A 14,913-nucleotide genomic window follows, 5' to 3' on the forward strand; every position below is an offset into this window, starting at 1 on the left:
TATAAAGCTGCATAGTGGATAAACAGTGCCAATTTCAAACACCGACTTTGTTTTTAATATAAAAAGAAAGTCGGTGTTTCATTATATGGAACAAAAATAATTAATTTAATTAATGCAATGATGATAAAAAAGAATATTAATTTTTTATTATGAATAATACTTAGAGTTAATCAAAACCAGATAGATTAATTCTCACACCCCATAACGAAATCAAAAATAATCATATAAATCAATTAATTACAATAACCTCATTTGGCTTGATTTTATTCTAAAAATAGCTATCATTTAACCTATCTTAAATTCTCATCAATTAACTGACTCTTCTATAAACAACTTATTGATATAAAAGTAATTCTATATTTTTTTCAATTAATGATTGCTTAATAGGAACTTGGTAATTATATTGTACGCCGCTTGTATTCACCCCAGCGGATGGTGATGGTCCGATTCATCACTGACGTTTCATTAAAGTGCGCACGATGACATTTAATTAAAATGTCCTGGTGCGAGGTTTTCTGAAATTGAATATGACGCGTAAGTATTAAATAAAAACAGTGTAGTACTATAGCCAATGTTATAAAGACCAAGCTATATGGCTGCATTTTAGGTTCACTCTCCCTGAGTATTCAGACAGAGTTAACGTTGTTAAGGGCTTTTGGGAAGGGCTTCAAAATGCAACAGAATACCGTTCAAATGAAACGCGTACTAACCACTCCTGCGTTAGTTTTTTTCGGGCTGGCCTATATGGTACCACTCGGAATTTTCACCACCTATGGGCAAGTTACTGTATTAAGTGAAGGGCATTTGCCTGTCGCTTATTTGATTACATTAGCCGCTGTCTTTTTTACTGCCATGAGCTATTGCAAAATGACTAGCGCACTTCCACTTTCTGGATCTGCCTACTCATATGTACAAAAAACTTTCGGCGGCACACTTGGCTTTTTAGTTGGTTGGGCACAATTGCTCGACTACCTATTCCTACCAATTATCAACTACATCGCGATTGGGATCTTCGTTCATGAAGCTTTCCCTGATATTCCAATGTATGTGATTATTTGTAGCACCATCACAATTGTTAGCATTATGAATATATTGGGGATCAAATTAGTTTCCTCAATGAATATGCTAATCATTTTAATGCAATTTGTGTTTATCGCTGTATTTTTATACCTAAGCTTTAAAACATCATTTGTATTAGATGCAGATGCCTTATTGGCGCCAATTACGGTTATGGCAGATCAAGCCTCTGGGCTGTTTGCAGGTGCCGCAGTGCTGTGCCTAGCCTTCCTTGGCTTTGATGCAATTTCAACCATGGCAGAAGAAACCAAAGATGCACGCAGCGCATTACCTAAAGCAATCCTATACACTGTGTTTATCGCTGGAACGCTATTTGTCGTTATCTCCTACGGCGCACACCTCGTTTATCCAATGTGGCAGGACTTTATTCCTAATACCGATGTTGCTAGCCTTGCTGTGATGAAACAAGTCGGTGGCGCAATGATGGCATCGAGCTTTATCACCGCCTATGTTATTGGTGTATTTGCCTCAGCGATGACCTCACAGGCCAGTATTGTGCGGATTTTCTATGCGATGGGCCGTGAGGGCGTACTGCCGCGTTCTTTATTTGCTTATTTACATCCAAAACTCAATACGCCTGTTTATTCCATTATTTTTGTGGCTATCGCTTCCCTGCTTTCATTAATTTTATCCCTAAGCATGGTTGCATCGATGATAAGCTTTGGTGCTTTGATTGCCTTCACTTTCGTGAATTTATCCGTAATCAAACATTTCTATATTGACCGAAAAGCGTCATTAGATAATACAAAAATTGTCACATGCCTGATAATGCCGTCCATTGGTGTTATCTTAACCTTATGGTTATGGACAAGCCTTGATAGCGAAGCCTTTAAAGTCGGTTTATGGTGGTTAGCTGCTGGTGCTGTTTATCTCACCCTGCTCACCCATGGCTTCACTCGTCGTCCTCCTGCAATTTCTGATGACGAAACTGAGATGATTATTAACTAATCATTTCATACTTTATAAATAATTACGGGGGAGCATTTGCCTTCCCCGTTGTTTTTTTAGCTTTGTTGCTTCTAAAGCACTACTGATACAGACGGTTTACTATGAATAATCCATTTGCTGATGTTATTTATTTTAACGGTTATATCTACACCGCAGATAACCAGAATCGCGTAGTTGATGCGATTGCGCTCCGTGACGGCTATATTCTCGCAACAGGCACCTCAGATGAACTTCATCAATATGTTGGTCCTGAAACAGAAAGTATCGATTTAGAAGGCAAAATGATGATGCCCGGCATTATTGATGGCCATATGCACCCATTTTGGGGTGGCATTCAATTGTTCGGCTGCCATTTGAACTATGAATCTTTGACTATCGATCAAATTTTAGAGCGCGTTCAAGACCATTTAGATAAAGACCCTCGTACCGGTGAAAATGATTGGCTAAAAGTAACCGCTTGGCTACGCCAAGGAATGCTCCCTGCAGGGGTTGATATGTACCGTGAAGACATGGATAAACTGAACACTCAGCGCCCTGTCGTCCTGTTTTCCAATGATTGCCATACATTGCTCGCCAATAGCCGTGCACTCGAACTCTTTGGCATTACCAAAGAAACCCCTGAGCCCCCTGATGGTAAAATTGGTAAATATGAAAATGGCGAGTTAAACGGTATTTTAGAAGATGCCCCTGCCATGCGTGCAGCCGACAGCATTCCTTCTATTCGCGATGACCAAGCTATTGAAGTTGCTGAATTAGTTCAAAAAGTATTGAATCAACAAGGCGTGACTATGGTCATGGATGCTCGGGTTTCTGAACAACAACTCGAAGCATTTTCACAATTACAACAACGCGGTGATTTAACGCTCCGTTTCCAAGCGGCTCGTGAAATTACCCCAGATGAAACTCCTGATGTGGCATCCGTTGCTAGCGCGGTGGATAAAGCCGTTGCATTTGCCAAAAAATGGCACCAAGCAGATTGGACACCGGCTCCAGGAATAGGATTGAATAATATTAAGATGTTTGTTGATGGCGTGATGCAGTTTCCAACCATGACCGCGTCATTATTACAACCATATCGTATTAATCAAGGTACTGATGATGCCCCTAATTGGGTCGAAACTAATAACTATGGCGACCTCTACTTCACTGCCGAAATCCTTGATGAACTGATGGAAAAAATAGCAGCGGCAGGTTATGACCCACACTTACACACTGTCGGCGAAGGTGCTGTGTCAATTGTATTAGATGCGATTGAAAAAATGCGAGCGGCACACCCCGAAAAAGATATTCGCCCAGGCTTAGCCCATAACGAACTAGTACATGCAGATGATTATGCACGCTTTGCCCGCTTGAAAACCATCGCTTGCCTATCTTTCCAATGGGCAGCACCAACACCTGAGCTCGCTGCTTTTGAAAAGAAAATGCTAGGTGATGAACGTTTTGAACAATTAGAACCTATCGCTAAATTTGTCGATGCAGGTGCTGTTGTTGCTTTTGGTAGTGACTGGCCAATTGATGATTTTGACGAATGGTATGACTTAAAAGTGGCAGCTACACGACGTGGGCGTGATATTAATGGTCAAAAAGCGCCAAGACTGGATAATGACCGCAACCTTACTGTTATCGAAGTTTTGCGCTCAGCAACTATTGATTCTGCTTATGCGCAACACCGAGAAGATGTACTTGGTTCACTCGAAGCAGGCAAATTTGCCGATATGATAGTGCTAGATCGCAATGTATTTGAAATCCCAGCCGATGATATTGAAAATGTAAAAGTATTGCGCACAATTATCGGTGGAAAAACCGTTCATATCGCTTAATTATATTTTTCTATTATTTAAATGAATAAATACCCCAATACTAATAGTAGCGTTGGGGTATTTTAATTAGGTGCTTAAAACCACAAACCTAACTGTCTAGGTTTGGATCGAGCCTCGTTGGTTAATAATAACTAACGGGGCTTTTTCATTTCTGATCCAAAAAATAAGTTTGAACCAGAAAGGCTCAAGCACAGAATCACAGCGTAACAAACTTTTATATTCCTCACACCTGTTATTACGATAATAAAAAGTATATTTTAAAATTAATAATCATATAATATAACAATAAACAATCTCGTTATAAATTATCGAAAAATATTAACGAGAATATATTATTATAAGAAAATGACTAAAAATATTTCTTTGTAAAAATAGCGCTTGCAAAAGAAAAAAGTTATAGCTAGTATTCCCAACGTTTTATATTCATCAACTAACTGCAAGGAGGTTTACAATGTCAAAAATTAATCAAACTCTTTGCGGGCACTGTCAAAAATAGCCATTCTTTAAAAAAAGATCCTATTCATATTGGCCCGCTAAATAACCTTATTTTTAATATTTAAATGAGTAAATAGCTTATGGGCAATACCCTTCATTTCGTTAGCGAACACGTTAGTTATATCGCAACGAAAAATACATGGATTGAAAGCAAAGCGATCCAACAATTACAAACAACGGCAAACTTACCAGATATGATATCTGTTGTTGGTATGCCTGATCTTCATCCAGGCCGAGGATATCCAATTGGTGCGGCATTTTTCTCTACTAAACGCTTCTATCCTGCATTAGTTGGCAATGATATCGGCTGCGGTATGAGTCTGTTTAAAACAGATATTAAACAATCAAAAGTTAACCTCGATAAATTAGAAAAACAGCTATCTCAGATGTCAGATCATGCCTCATTAGCATGGCTCGAAGAACATGTGCCAGACACAATGAGAACATGTGAATTTATGGCATCATTAGGCTCTATTGGTGGTGGGAATCATTTTGCAGAGTTCCAAGCCATTGACCAAGTATTGCACCCTGAATTATTTGCTACGAGTGGGTTAAATAAGCAACAGCTACTGCTATTAGTTCATAGCGGCTCGCGTGGTTTAGGCCAATCAATTCTTCGACAACACGTTGAAAAATATAACCACAATGGGCTTCTATCAGGCACTCGTGATGCTGATAATTACCTTAAAGCTCATCAAGGTGCTTTACATTTTGCGCAGGTAAATCGCCGTCTTATAGGGCTACGCATGCTGCAACAGGTTAAATCAACTGGTGAACTAAGCCTAGATGTTAACCATAATTTAGTCGAGGCATGTCAAATTAATGGCATAACTGGGTGGTTACATCGTAAAGGAGCAACCCCTTCAGACCGAGGGCTGGTAATTATTCCTGGTTCGCGTGGCGATTACAGTTATTTAGTCGCACCACAGGGAAATGACGCTTGCCTGAATTCCCTCGCTCACGGCGCTGGGCGCAAATGGATGCGAGGGGAGTGTAAAGGCCGCCTATCTCATCGCTACACACCTGTTCAATTATCTCGAACAGAACTAGGTAGCCGTGTCATTTGCGCCAATAAACAACTGATTTATGAAGAAGCCCCACAATCGTATAAATCAATTGATACTGTGATTGAAAGCATGGTGAATATTGGAGTAATCCAAGTGGTGGCTAGGCTTAAACCTATCATTACCTACAAAACCAGTGGGGAGTGTTAATCATGTTATTACAATTTTCCTCTGCACAAGGCCCTGAAGAATGCTGTATTGCGGTTGAAAAAGCACTAGCCTGTTTTCTACAAGAAGCGAATAAACACCAAGTTACAGTCAATTTGTTAGAGTCTGTCCCATCGAAACAAGGGTTAAAATCTGCATTAGTTTGCCTGGAAGGTGAAAATACAGAAACATTAGCCAATACTTGGTGCGGCACTGTTCAATGGCAATGTCAAAGCCCCATCAGGCCTCGCCATAAACGGAAAAATTGGTTTCTCAATGTCACGCGTTTTTCAGCGATCAAACCTATTGAAGAAAGTGAGATTGAGTTTGAATTTACTAAAGCCCAAGGCGCGGGTGGGCAACATGTAAATAAAACGTCTTCTGCAGTTAGAGCAAAACACATTGCCACAGGTATTGCGGTTAAAGTCCAGTCTGAGCGTAGCCAACACGCAAATAAGAGACTCGCAAGGCAATTAATCCAGTGGAAACTCAGTGAGTATTACTCACAACAACTGAGCTCATTAGACAAACAGCGACATCATTCCCATTACCAAATAGAAAGGGGAAATGCTACGATCACTTTTGTTGGAATAGAGTTTAAGCGAAGTAACTAACTAATGGGGGTCCACTCTGAAAGGTGGACCCCCAACGTGACCTATTACATACGATATTGATGTGGAATAAAGATCTGACAGCCGTGAATAGTAAAATCTGCTGACAGGTTGTTATCTAAAGAGTGACTTTCTACTGGCTTTAGTGCCGCCATGTGGTTCGATAATAAAGTTTCTTGTGTACCCTCTCTAAACCCTTCGATAACTGGTGCTAAATTCTGTGGCTCAAGTACTTTACGATAGGCTTTAGCCTGCTCCTCTATAGTTTGCGGTGGGCTTTGGGGAAGAAACGCGCTACTTTGATTCGCTTTAATCAACGATGAAATCTGTACTTGCTCTTGGGGATTGTAGTCTTTCTTGATGATATCAACATATTTAATGACTTCACTATTTATTTCTTTAAATAGATATTTCATTTCTATATTATTATTGAAGCTTGATAGAAAAGCATGTTGAATAAGCGGCGGTTTTGAGGCGTAAATTTTAGGTAGAGTGTATGTTATATCCGATATTTTACCTATCCCCTCCTGAAACTTATCAAGCGTACTTATTAGCTTTTTATCTACTGCAACATCATTATATTCACTTAATTCATGAATTAAATTTTTAAAAAGTAAATGTTTAATTTTATTTTCACTATAAAAACTCATTGATTCAAAAATATATTTTACTGTAGACTCTCTATTTTCTAATACTAATTCATCTGAACTTAAAGGTTTTAAATCAATTAGTTTATAAAAATTTTTAATCTGTTCAGTTTCATACTTTAAAAACTTCTCTTCAATAACTTTGAATTGATTATTTAATTCTTTAATCAAATTTTTTACGTTATCAAGCGTTCCATAATTAGATTTCATAATAAAACTCCTTTTTAAAGTTAAGCTACTATTAACGTAGTAAAATAAAATATCGTTATTAACGTTAAAATACAAATTTATAGTTTGTATGTTTTAAAAGTTTATTGTTGAAATCTTGATAAGATAGCTTACTATCTAACAGTATCTAGAATATGAAAAAACTAATTAAGATACTGTTTCAGTTAAAAACCAACCGGCTATACTTTCACGTATCAATTTAGTTGGTAAAACCTCATGGGGAAACTCTTCTGACATAAAAAAGACCATACGCCCCGCAATCGGCTCTAATGTAAACAGTTGATTACCTGTTTGGTCGTAAACCACCAATTCACCACCATCACTAGGTTGCCATGATTCATTCATATATAAAACCGTCGTGACCTTACGCCGCCCAACACCCCTAGGGTTATCGACATGTCTCTTATAAAAACCACCCTGTGAATATCGGCAAAAATGCGTTTCAAAACCGCGTAAACCTAGGTAAAGTTGACGGTTGATTTCCTGTCTTATTTGTTCCATTTTCTCCATATAATCACAAATAGGAGCCCCCATTTCAGGTTCTAACCAAACTGTTTGGTCACCTCGAATTGCTTTATTCCCCTGTAACAAATTACGGTGACCAATACGTGCATCTTGCAGTGTTTCTGGAATGCAATCCTTGATAGCTTTTATATTAGGCGGGATCAAGAAACCGTCCCACACATACCAGCCCTGTGTAGAGAGTGAATCAATAAGTTTATTAATTGACATGATAAATACTAGAAAGGTTATTCGGTAAAACTTTATACGCTAAAAAAACAAAAAGATAAAATTAAAAGCTTAAATCTTATTGATTAAACTATCGAATCAATCTTTCTAACTAAAAACCCTTTATTTTTCATTATGTAAGTATTTTTAATCATTTGATTGAATAAGGTACCTATATAAATAAGTACCTTACACTAATAAATTATTTCGATTGATTTATTTTACAGATTAAAAATCAAACAATATTATCAGTGTGTTATTCCACACCATGCCGTCTTTCCAAAACAACTGTGCTTAGCAACAAAAACGAGAGGTTTATGTTGAGTTTCAACCAGTGCCTCTACAGATGAAGTCATTTCCTGAGACGGCTCTAGCGCCGCTGTCATTTCAATAAGGGCATCTGGTTTAGCTGTTCCAATAAGTGTATTTGGTTTCTCTGTTCCAATAAGTGCATTTGGTTTCACTGTTCCAGTAAGTGTATTTGGTTTCGCTGTTCCAATAAGTGCATCTGGTTTCGCTGTTCCAATAAGGGCATCTGGTTTCGCTGTTCCAATAAGTGTATTTGGTTTCGCTGTTCCAATAAGTGCATCTGGTTTCGCTGTTCCAATAAGTGCATCTGGTTTCAGCAACGCCTCTAACCAATCACCCTTAATACCCGGATATTTCGTGCTAACTTCGTTCAGTTCAATCTGAAGAGAACTAAGTTCCTTCTCCACTAATTCACTATCCCTATTAACTACTGCAATAAAATCAAAAATCCGACGTTTTAACCCACCCACATTAACAAAGTTGACTGCCTTATATGTACTTGTTGGTTTGATAAATGTCTTTATATTTTTTTCTTTCTTGTTAAAAAACTCGCCTAGTGATTTAAGCTCGTCTCTCTGCTCTTTGTCTCTGACCTTTATTTTCTGTTTAACCTCATCCATAATTTTGTTCATTTTGACTCGATTAGGATGCTCAGACTGCTCTAATTGTATTTTTACTAATTCCATATTATTTGACATTTCATCTATACTGTTTTTATATCTCATTAATAAGCCATTTATATCTTTAATTTTATTTTTTATATTTATCAATCTTTCATTTAGTGCAGAAATACGTTTACTATCCATATAATTAAGCTCCATTTATTACCATTACGTTAGCCATGAACTACAATTTAATATTAAAAGATAAAAATAAAAAAACAAATTAATAGATCATATAAAAAATCAAAACAAATAAACTAAATAGTTTTAGAAATATATAATATAATTATTATATTATATATAACACCACCTAGAACGGTGGTGTTATATTTGAAATTTATGGTAACTATAAATTCTCTAGCCGTGCATATGAAGCCACTAGCCATTTAATCCCTTGTCCTTGAAAGGCTATCTGTAAACGACAATGTTCACCGCTGCCTTCTAGGTTAATAATAGTCCCCTCACCAAATTTAGGGTGCATTACCCGCTGCCCTAGCGCATAACCTGAATCATTTTGACTGATTGGTGTACCAAGGCGTTGATGGCTAACCGGACGAGAAACTGTGGCTCTTAGGCGAACTTCTTCGACACATTCAGTCGGTAGCTCACCAATAAAGCGTGATGGACGGTGATAGACTTCTTTACCGTATAACCGACGACTTTCTGCATAAGTAATGGTAAGTTTTTCCATTGCTCGGGTAACCCCCACATAAGCGAGCCGACGCTCTTCTTCAAGACGTCCGCTTTCATCCATTGACATTTGGCTGGGAAACATCCCTTCTTCCATTCCGACAATGAATACAACTGGGAATTCCAAACCTTTGGCTGAATGCAAAGTCATCAATTGAACAGCATCTTGGTTGGCATCCGCTTGCCCTTCCCCTGATTCAAGAGCTGCATGTGATAGAAATGCCTGTAATGGCATTAAATCTTGGTCTTCTTCTTGGTAGCTAAAGTCACGCGTTGCATTCACCAACTCTTCCAAGTTTTCGATACGCGCTTGGGCTTTTTCGCCTTTTTCCTGCTCATACATTGCACGCAAACCAGAATCGTGAATAACCCTGTCTGCTTGAACATGCAATGGCATATCTTGCGTTTCTTTCGCCAACGCTTCAACTAACTCTAAAAAACGCTCTATTGCTGCCGCAGCTCGCCCTCCAAGTACTTGCTCACGAAGTAAGTACTCACAACTTTCCCATAAAGTTAATTGTTGATCTCGTGCTGTTTGGCGAACGGTATCCAAAGTACGTTCACCTATTCCTCGTGTTGGCGTGTTGACCACGCGTTCAAACGAGGCATCATCATTACGATTTGCTATCAGCCTTAAATAAGAAAGTGCATCTTTGATTTCCTGACGTTCAAAGAACCGTTGGCCGCCATATATGCGATAAGGCATGTTAGTTTGAATTAACGCCTCTTCAAGTACACGCGATTGGGCATTACTACGATATAACATGGCACAATCTTTTAACGCCCCGCCATTTTCTTGCCATTGTTTAATACGCCCAACAATATAGCGGGCTTCATCTAATTCATTAAATGCACAGTAGAGTGAAATGGGTTCACCATCCCCTCCTTCTGTCCATAAATTCTTGCCTAGCCGATCACTGTTATTCGCAATTAAAGCATTCGCCGCTTTTAATATATTATTTGTCGAGCGATAGTTTTGCTCAAGACGAATTGTTTCTGCACCGGGGAAATCATTAAGAAACCGTTGGATATTCTCTACTTGGGCACCACGCCAGCCATAAATTGATTGATCGTCATCACCAACAATCATGACCTTGCCTGTTTCCCCTGCTAATACTCGAATCCATGCATATTGAATATTATTAGTATCTTGGAATTCATCCACTAAAATATTAGTAAAACGTTCACGGTAGTGTTGTAATACATGGGGTTTATTCAACCACAATTCATGAGCCCGAAGTAACAGCTCAGCGAAATCGACCAAACCTGCTCTATCACAAGCCTCTTGATACGCCTGATATACTTTCAACCACGTCGCTTCAACAGGGTTACCATAGCTTTCAATATGTTGGGGCCTTAAACCTTCATCTTTTTTGCCGTTGATGTACCACATTCCTTGACGTGGGGGCCATTGTTTTTCATCTAAATTCATTGCTTTAAGCAAACGTCGAATTAAGCGATATTGGTCATCACTATCTAAGATTTGAAAATCCTGCGGTAAATTGGCATCCATATAATGTTGGCGCAACAAGCGGTGTGCTAAACCATGGAATGTGCCAATCCACATCCCACCTTCACTACTGCCAATCAACTGATTGATTCGATGGCGCATTTCTGCCGCTGCTTTGTTAGTAAACGTCACTGCCATAATAGAAAATGGTGATGCATTTTCCACCGACATTAACCAGGCAATTCGGTGTACCAATACGCGAGTTTTACCACTGCCCGCCCCCGCGAGCACAAGTAAATTAGTACGCGGTGCGGCAACCGCTTCGCGCTGTTTGTCATTGAGACCTTCAAGCAGATAAGAGACGTCCATAATTACCATCAAAGCAAAGCAGTGGAAAATACCACTGTGAGGTTGTTAACAAAGGGGAATAAAAACGTAATTTCCCACTTTGTGTTATCAATCAAAAACCAATAAATTGATTTTCCTGATTTATTTTAAATGACCTATTCGACTTACTACCAACCTTAATAGGTTTGGTAGCAGCACGACAATAGCAAATACCACTGTGTTTTTATACAGAGAAATGATTATACCAATGATAAAAGAGAAGCCAACTGAGAAATTTCTACATGCGGCAATAAACGCACGTCTTTCTCCCCCATTAGGGTTTTTTGGTCAAGGTTAATCCAGCAGGCTTGCATACCACTATTGATTGCGCCTTCAACATCTGTCAGTAGATTATCCCCAACATGAAGAATGAATTTCGGTTCAAGATCAAGGCGCTGTGCAGCTAAACGGTACATATCACAATAAGGTTTTGAACGGCCATCTGGCCCGGCTTTTAAAACAAACTGAAAGTATTGGCCTAACCCACACGCTTCAGGTTCTGCATTACCATTGGTTATCGCAACTAACGGTAATTTTTCAGCTAATTTGGCAAGTGTTGCGTGTGTAGATTCAGGGATATCTATTTTATTACGCCAGTAAGTGAAATGTGCCATGATGTCATCTGCCCCTTTTTGTGCATCTTCTCGCGAATAGCCATAATGGCAAAACATCATTTTTGAAGAAAGCCAGCGCCAACGGGAAATATCATGGCAGATCTCAGGCTCTTGTTCTTCCACAAGGCGGCGAAAAGCATAGAGGTCATCATTGCTAAAATGATTGAATCGAGGGTCGTATTCACGAACAAAACGTAAGACTTCCTCTTCCGTTTTATCAATAACTGGGTGGTTATCATAAAGCGTGTCATCCAAATCAAACGTAATCGCCATAATTGGTGACAGTGGGCGGTAAAAATGCATTAAGGTTTCTCCCTCTTTGCCCTCGGATGAGCCACATCATAAACGTTGGCTAAGTGCTGAAAATCAAGGTGCGTATAAATTTGTGTTGTTGATAAGTTCGCATGACCAAGAAGTTCTTGCACCCCACGTAAATTACCACTTGATTCAAGGAGATGTGTCGCAAAGGAGTGGCGTAATTTATGAGGATTAATGTGACTATTAACCCCCTGTTTTATTCCCCATTGTTCAAAACGTTTTTGTACATTTCGATTCGAAATTCGTTTCCCACTTTGGGTTGAGATAAAAACAGCATCATCTTCTGGCTCATATAACTCACGCATTTCTAACCAACGATGTAGCCAGCTCACCGCTGTTTTTCCCATTGGAATTTTTCGCTCTTTACTTCCTTTTCCCATCACCCAAACTTCACCAGTGCTTAAATCGAGGTGACGAACATCAAGACCAACAAGTTCAGATAAACGCAATCCAGCACCATACATCACTTCCAGCATAGTACGGTCGCGCACAACTAGTGGATCACCGCTATCCATATTTAGCAGTTGGGAGACCTCATCTACATCCATATTCTTAGGAAGACGTTTTTTGGATTTGGGTGCTTGAATTGCTTTGGCTGGGTTTGCAGGCAACGCCTCTTGATGCACCATCCAATCCAAAAAACTTCTCAATGACGATAATCGTAAAGCCATACTTGCAGCCTGTAGGCCTGATTTGCGACTTTTAGCCGCAATATTCCGTACGATAGCTGTATCAACTTTTTGCCATTCAGTGATTTTCAATGAGGTTAGCATTTCAACAATAACACTCAATTGACGATGATAATTAGTAATAGTGACAGGGCTTAACCGACGTTCAACTCGCAGATAACGTAAGAAGGCCTCAACTTGCATCATCAGCCCTTTCGGCTGAGACTCTACAGGCGTTCTATCCATTGGCATAATAACCTCGGGAGAATTTGAGCCACTTTTTCCAACATAACCGTCCCCATACCATGTTGATAATGCTCGCGGTCGCGGCTAGTAAAAATAACCATGCCCGATTCACCATGATGACCAAATAATGAGATAGCCACAGAGCCGACATTGAGCGCATCTGGTAAAAGCAATTGGATTTCAGGGCCATTTAAACGACCAAGATAGTTACGTTTATCGCCAAATCGTTGAATTCTGATAGGCTCAAAAACACGACGCGAAATCACCAGTTGATGGGCATCTAAAGGGGCTGATAAATACCAACTATCACTGAATAAACGAACCGATGCGCCTGATAAACCTAATTTTTTTGCCCAGCGATTTAAAGTAAGTAACATTTCTTGTAAGCTTTTGGCTGATGACATGTCTATCACCAGAACCAATAACTCATCAAAAAGCTCTATATTTTCATGCGCTTGCTCTACCATAAAACGGATATCTTGCTCAAGCTCTTTGATTTTCAAACGTTGGCGATTCATCACTAATTCAGGTAATGAGATAGCACCTTGTACAACATGTGGAACTTTCAACTGCTCCAATAATTGTGCATTACGAAGAAAAAAGTAAGGATTTTCCTTTAGATATTGCACCACATCGAATTCATCAAGTTGATGTTTTCTCTTCAGTGCTTTTTCGGTTTTATCCATATTCCCCTCTTCAACTCGGTAAAATTATCGCTGTGTGACTTTTATAGCTGGATGACCCCATCGTAGACATGAGTTGCTGGGCCTGTCATATACAACGGAGCCCCTGGGCCTTCCCAAGTTATATTTAACGACCCGCCGGGTAAATCAACACGTACTCGTTTCGCCAATAACCCTTGAGTGATCCCAACAGCCACTGCGGCACATGCTCCACTACCACATGCTTGAGTTTCACCTGCACCACGCTCATAAACGCGCAAGCGAATATGCTCAGCATTAATAATTTCCATGAAACCAATATTAGCGCGTTCGGGAAAGCGCTCATGGCTCTCTAAAGCTGGCCCTAAAATTTCAACCTCTGCGGTATGAATACTTTCAACCTGAATGACGCAATGTGGGTTACCCATTGAAACAACCCCACATAACACTGTACGTTCTTGAGCTCGAATAATATAGGTTTTTTCTTCTTTAATAGCGCGAAATGGCACCCTTTGAGGCTCAAAATCAGGCTCTCCCATATTAACGCAGACATCATCATTTTCATTTATGGTTAATGTCATCCGGCCTGATTGGGTACTAACTTTAATTTTTTGCTTATTAGTCAGACCTTTAAGCCGAACAAAACGCGCAAAACAACGCGCCCCATTACCACATTGTGACACCTCACTGCCATCCGCATTAAAAATGCGATAATGAAAGTCAAGGTCAGGGTCATAGGGGGCTTCAACTAATAATAGCTGATCAAAACCGACACCAGTATGCCTATCTGCCAGCCGGCAAATAAGTTCTGGCGAAAAATACACATTTTGTGTGACACCATCGACAACCATGAAGTCATTGCCTAAGCCATGCATTTTAGAGAATTGCATTTCACGCTCCATAGCGGCAACTTACTGGTTATGATTTGTTGTAGCAGGCTCTTCGGTTGAGCTGCTTGGCGCTGTTGGTTGCACATCAGGCGCCTGAGCAGGAGCAACAGTTTCTTCCGGCGGGAAATAAAGAGGGCCTTTCAAGCCACAACCAGATAAGGTAAATAACATAACAAGTGCACTAAGCCCAAATAAACTTTTTTTCATTCTTTTTCGCCTGTGATACTAACTTTTGACATCTGATATTTTAC

General features: G+C 39.5%; 13 protein-coding genes. 4 read left to right on the forward strand and 9 right to left on the reverse strand.

The genetic code is table 11. The features are described 5' to 3' along the window. Nucleotides 1-672: 672 nt before the first annotated feature. From ACHB7C_RS15620 to prfH, 4 genes are all read left to right on the forward strand, one after another. On the forward strand, nt 673-2,025 hold the full coding sequence (locus tag ACHB7C_RS15620; protein ID WP_198860989.1) for an APC family permease: 1,353 nt from the start codon (nt 673-675) through the stop codon (nt 2,023-2,025). Between the two features lie 101 nt (nt 2,026-2,126). Next, nucleotides 2,127-3,845, forward strand: coding sequence for an amidohydrolase (locus ACHB7C_RS15625; protein WP_042845840.1), 1,719 nt, complete (start codon nt 2,127-2,129; stop codon nt 3,843-3,845). 575 nt (nt 3,846-4,420) lie between these two features. Next, nucleotides 4,421-5,554: an RNA ligase RtcB family protein gene (locus ACHB7C_RS15630; protein WP_048605796.1), complete on the forward strand. Its 1,134-nt coding sequence runs from the start codon at nt 4,421-4,423 to the stop codon at nt 5,552-5,554. Then, nucleotides 5,554-6,165, forward strand: a complete 612-nt coding sequence (gene prfH / locus ACHB7C_RS15635; protein ID WP_226693414.1) for a peptide chain release factor H — start codon at nt 5,554-5,556, stop codon at nt 6,163-6,165. Before ACHB7C_RS15630 ends, prfH begins: the two co-directional genes overlap by 1 nt. 44 nt (nt 6,166-6,209) lie before the next feature. On the opposite strand, the gene ACHB7C_RS15640 is transcribed toward prfH, so the two are convergent. From ACHB7C_RS15640 to ACHB7C_RS15680, 9 genes are all read right to left on the reverse strand, one after another. Beyond that, the gene (locus tag ACHB7C_RS15640) at nt 6,210-7,019 is read right to left on the reverse strand and encodes a hypothetical protein (RefSeq protein ID WP_129466649.1); all 810 of its coding nucleotides are present in this window, start codon (nt 7,017-7,019) and stop codon (nt 6,210-6,212) included. 165 nt (nt 7,020-7,184) lie between these two features. Next, on the reverse strand, nt 7,185-7,769 hold the full coding sequence (locus tag ACHB7C_RS15645) for a 2OG-Fe(II) oxygenase (protein ID WP_042845847.1): 585 nt from the start codon (nt 7,767-7,769) through the stop codon (nt 7,185-7,187). 245 nt (nt 7,770-8,014) lie between these two features. Then, nucleotides 8,015-8,881 (reverse strand): hypothetical protein, encoded by an 867-nt coding sequence (locus ACHB7C_RS15650; protein ID WP_395347840.1) that lies wholly within the window; start codon nt 8,879-8,881, stop codon nt 8,015-8,017. 202 nt (nt 8,882-9,083) lie between these two features. Further along, on the reverse strand, nt 9,084-11,246 hold the full coding sequence (gene uvrD, locus ACHB7C_RS15655) for a DNA helicase II (RefSeq protein WP_048605792.1): 2,163 nt from the start codon (nt 11,244-11,246) through the stop codon (nt 9,084-9,086). 218 nt (nt 11,247-11,464) lie between these two features. Beyond that, nucleotides 11,465-12,181, reverse strand: coding sequence for a 5-amino-6-(5-phospho-D-ribitylamino)uracil phosphatase YigB (gene yigB, locus ACHB7C_RS15660; RefSeq protein WP_042845853.1), 717 nt, complete (start codon nt 12,179-12,181; stop codon nt 11,465-11,467). After that, nucleotides 12,181-13,110 carry a tyrosine recombinase XerC gene (xerC, locus tag ACHB7C_RS15665; protein ID WP_042845855.1) on the reverse strand — a complete coding sequence of 310 codons (930 nt, stop codon included), beginning with the start codon at nt 13,108-13,110 and terminating at the stop codon, nt 12,181-12,183. Before xerC ends, yigB begins: the two co-directional genes overlap by 1 nt. Further along, nucleotides 13,092-13,796, reverse strand: a complete 705-nt coding sequence (locus ACHB7C_RS15670) for a DUF484 family protein (RefSeq protein ID WP_129466652.1) — start codon at nt 13,794-13,796, stop codon at nt 13,092-13,094. The genes xerC and ACHB7C_RS15670 overlap by 19 nt, the downstream gene beginning before the upstream one ends. A gap of 41 nt (nt 13,797-13,837) precedes the next feature. After that, complete coding sequence (gene dapF / locus ACHB7C_RS15675; protein WP_042845859.1) at nt 13,838-14,662, reverse strand: diaminopimelate epimerase; 825 nt, start codon at nt 14,660-14,662, stop codon at nt 13,838-13,840. Nucleotides 14,663-14,683: 21 nt separating this feature from the next. Beyond that, a complete protein-coding gene (locus tag ACHB7C_RS15680) occupies nt 14,684-14,869 on the reverse strand; it encodes a lipoprotein (RefSeq protein ID WP_042845861.1) in 186 nt (61 codons plus the stop codon). Between the last annotated feature and the right edge of the window lie 44 nt (nt 14,870-14,913).

The organism is Providencia sp. 2024EL-00732 (genome assembly GCF_044006275.1).
Lineage (GTDB): Bacteria > Pseudomonadota > Gammaproteobacteria > Enterobacterales > Enterobacteriaceae > Providencia > Providencia huashanensis.

Coding starts and splice junctions, on each gene's coding strand:
- ACHB7C_RS15630 (WP_048605796.1), top strand. CDS start 4,421: ATGGGCAATACCCTTCATTTCGTTAGCGAACACGTTAGTTATATCGCA.
- ACHB7C_RS15625 (WP_042845840.1), top strand. CDS start 2,127: ATGAATAATCCATTTGCTGATGTTATTTATTTTAACGGTTATATCTAC.
- uvrD (WP_048605792.1), bottom strand. CDS start 11,246: ATGGACGTCTCTTATCTGCTTGAAGGTCTCAATGACAAACAGCGCGAA.
- dapF (WP_042845859.1), bottom strand. CDS start 14,662: ATGCAATTCTCTAAAATGCATGGCTTAGGCAATGACTTCATGGTTGTC.
- ACHB7C_RS15650 (WP_395347840.1), bottom strand. CDS start 8,881: ATGGATAGTAAACGTATTTCTGCACTAAATGAAAGATTGATAAATATA.
- ACHB7C_RS15640 (WP_129466649.1), bottom strand. CDS start 7,019: ATGAAATCTAATTATGGAACGCTTGATAACGTAAAAAATTTGATTAAA.
- xerC (WP_042845855.1), bottom strand. CDS start 13,110: ATGGATAGAACGCCTGTAGAGTCTCAGCCGAAAGGGCTGATGATGCAA.
- ACHB7C_RS15645 (WP_042845847.1), bottom strand. CDS start 7,769: ATGTCAATTAATAAACTTATTGATTCACTCTCTACACAGGGCTGGTAT.
- ACHB7C_RS15670 (WP_129466652.1), bottom strand. CDS start 13,796: ATGGATAAAACCGAAAAAGCACTGAAGAGAAAACATCAACTTGATGAA.
- ACHB7C_RS15680 (WP_042845861.1), bottom strand. CDS start 14,869: ATGAAAAAAAGTTTATTTGGGCTTAGTGCACTTGTTATGTTATTTACC.
- ACHB7C_RS15620 (WP_198860989.1), top strand. CDS start 673: ATGCAACAGAATACCGTTCAAATGAAACGCGTACTAACCACTCCTGCG.
- yigB (WP_042845853.1), bottom strand. CDS start 12,181: ATGCATTTTTACCGCCCACTGTCACCAATTATGGCGATTACGTTTGAT.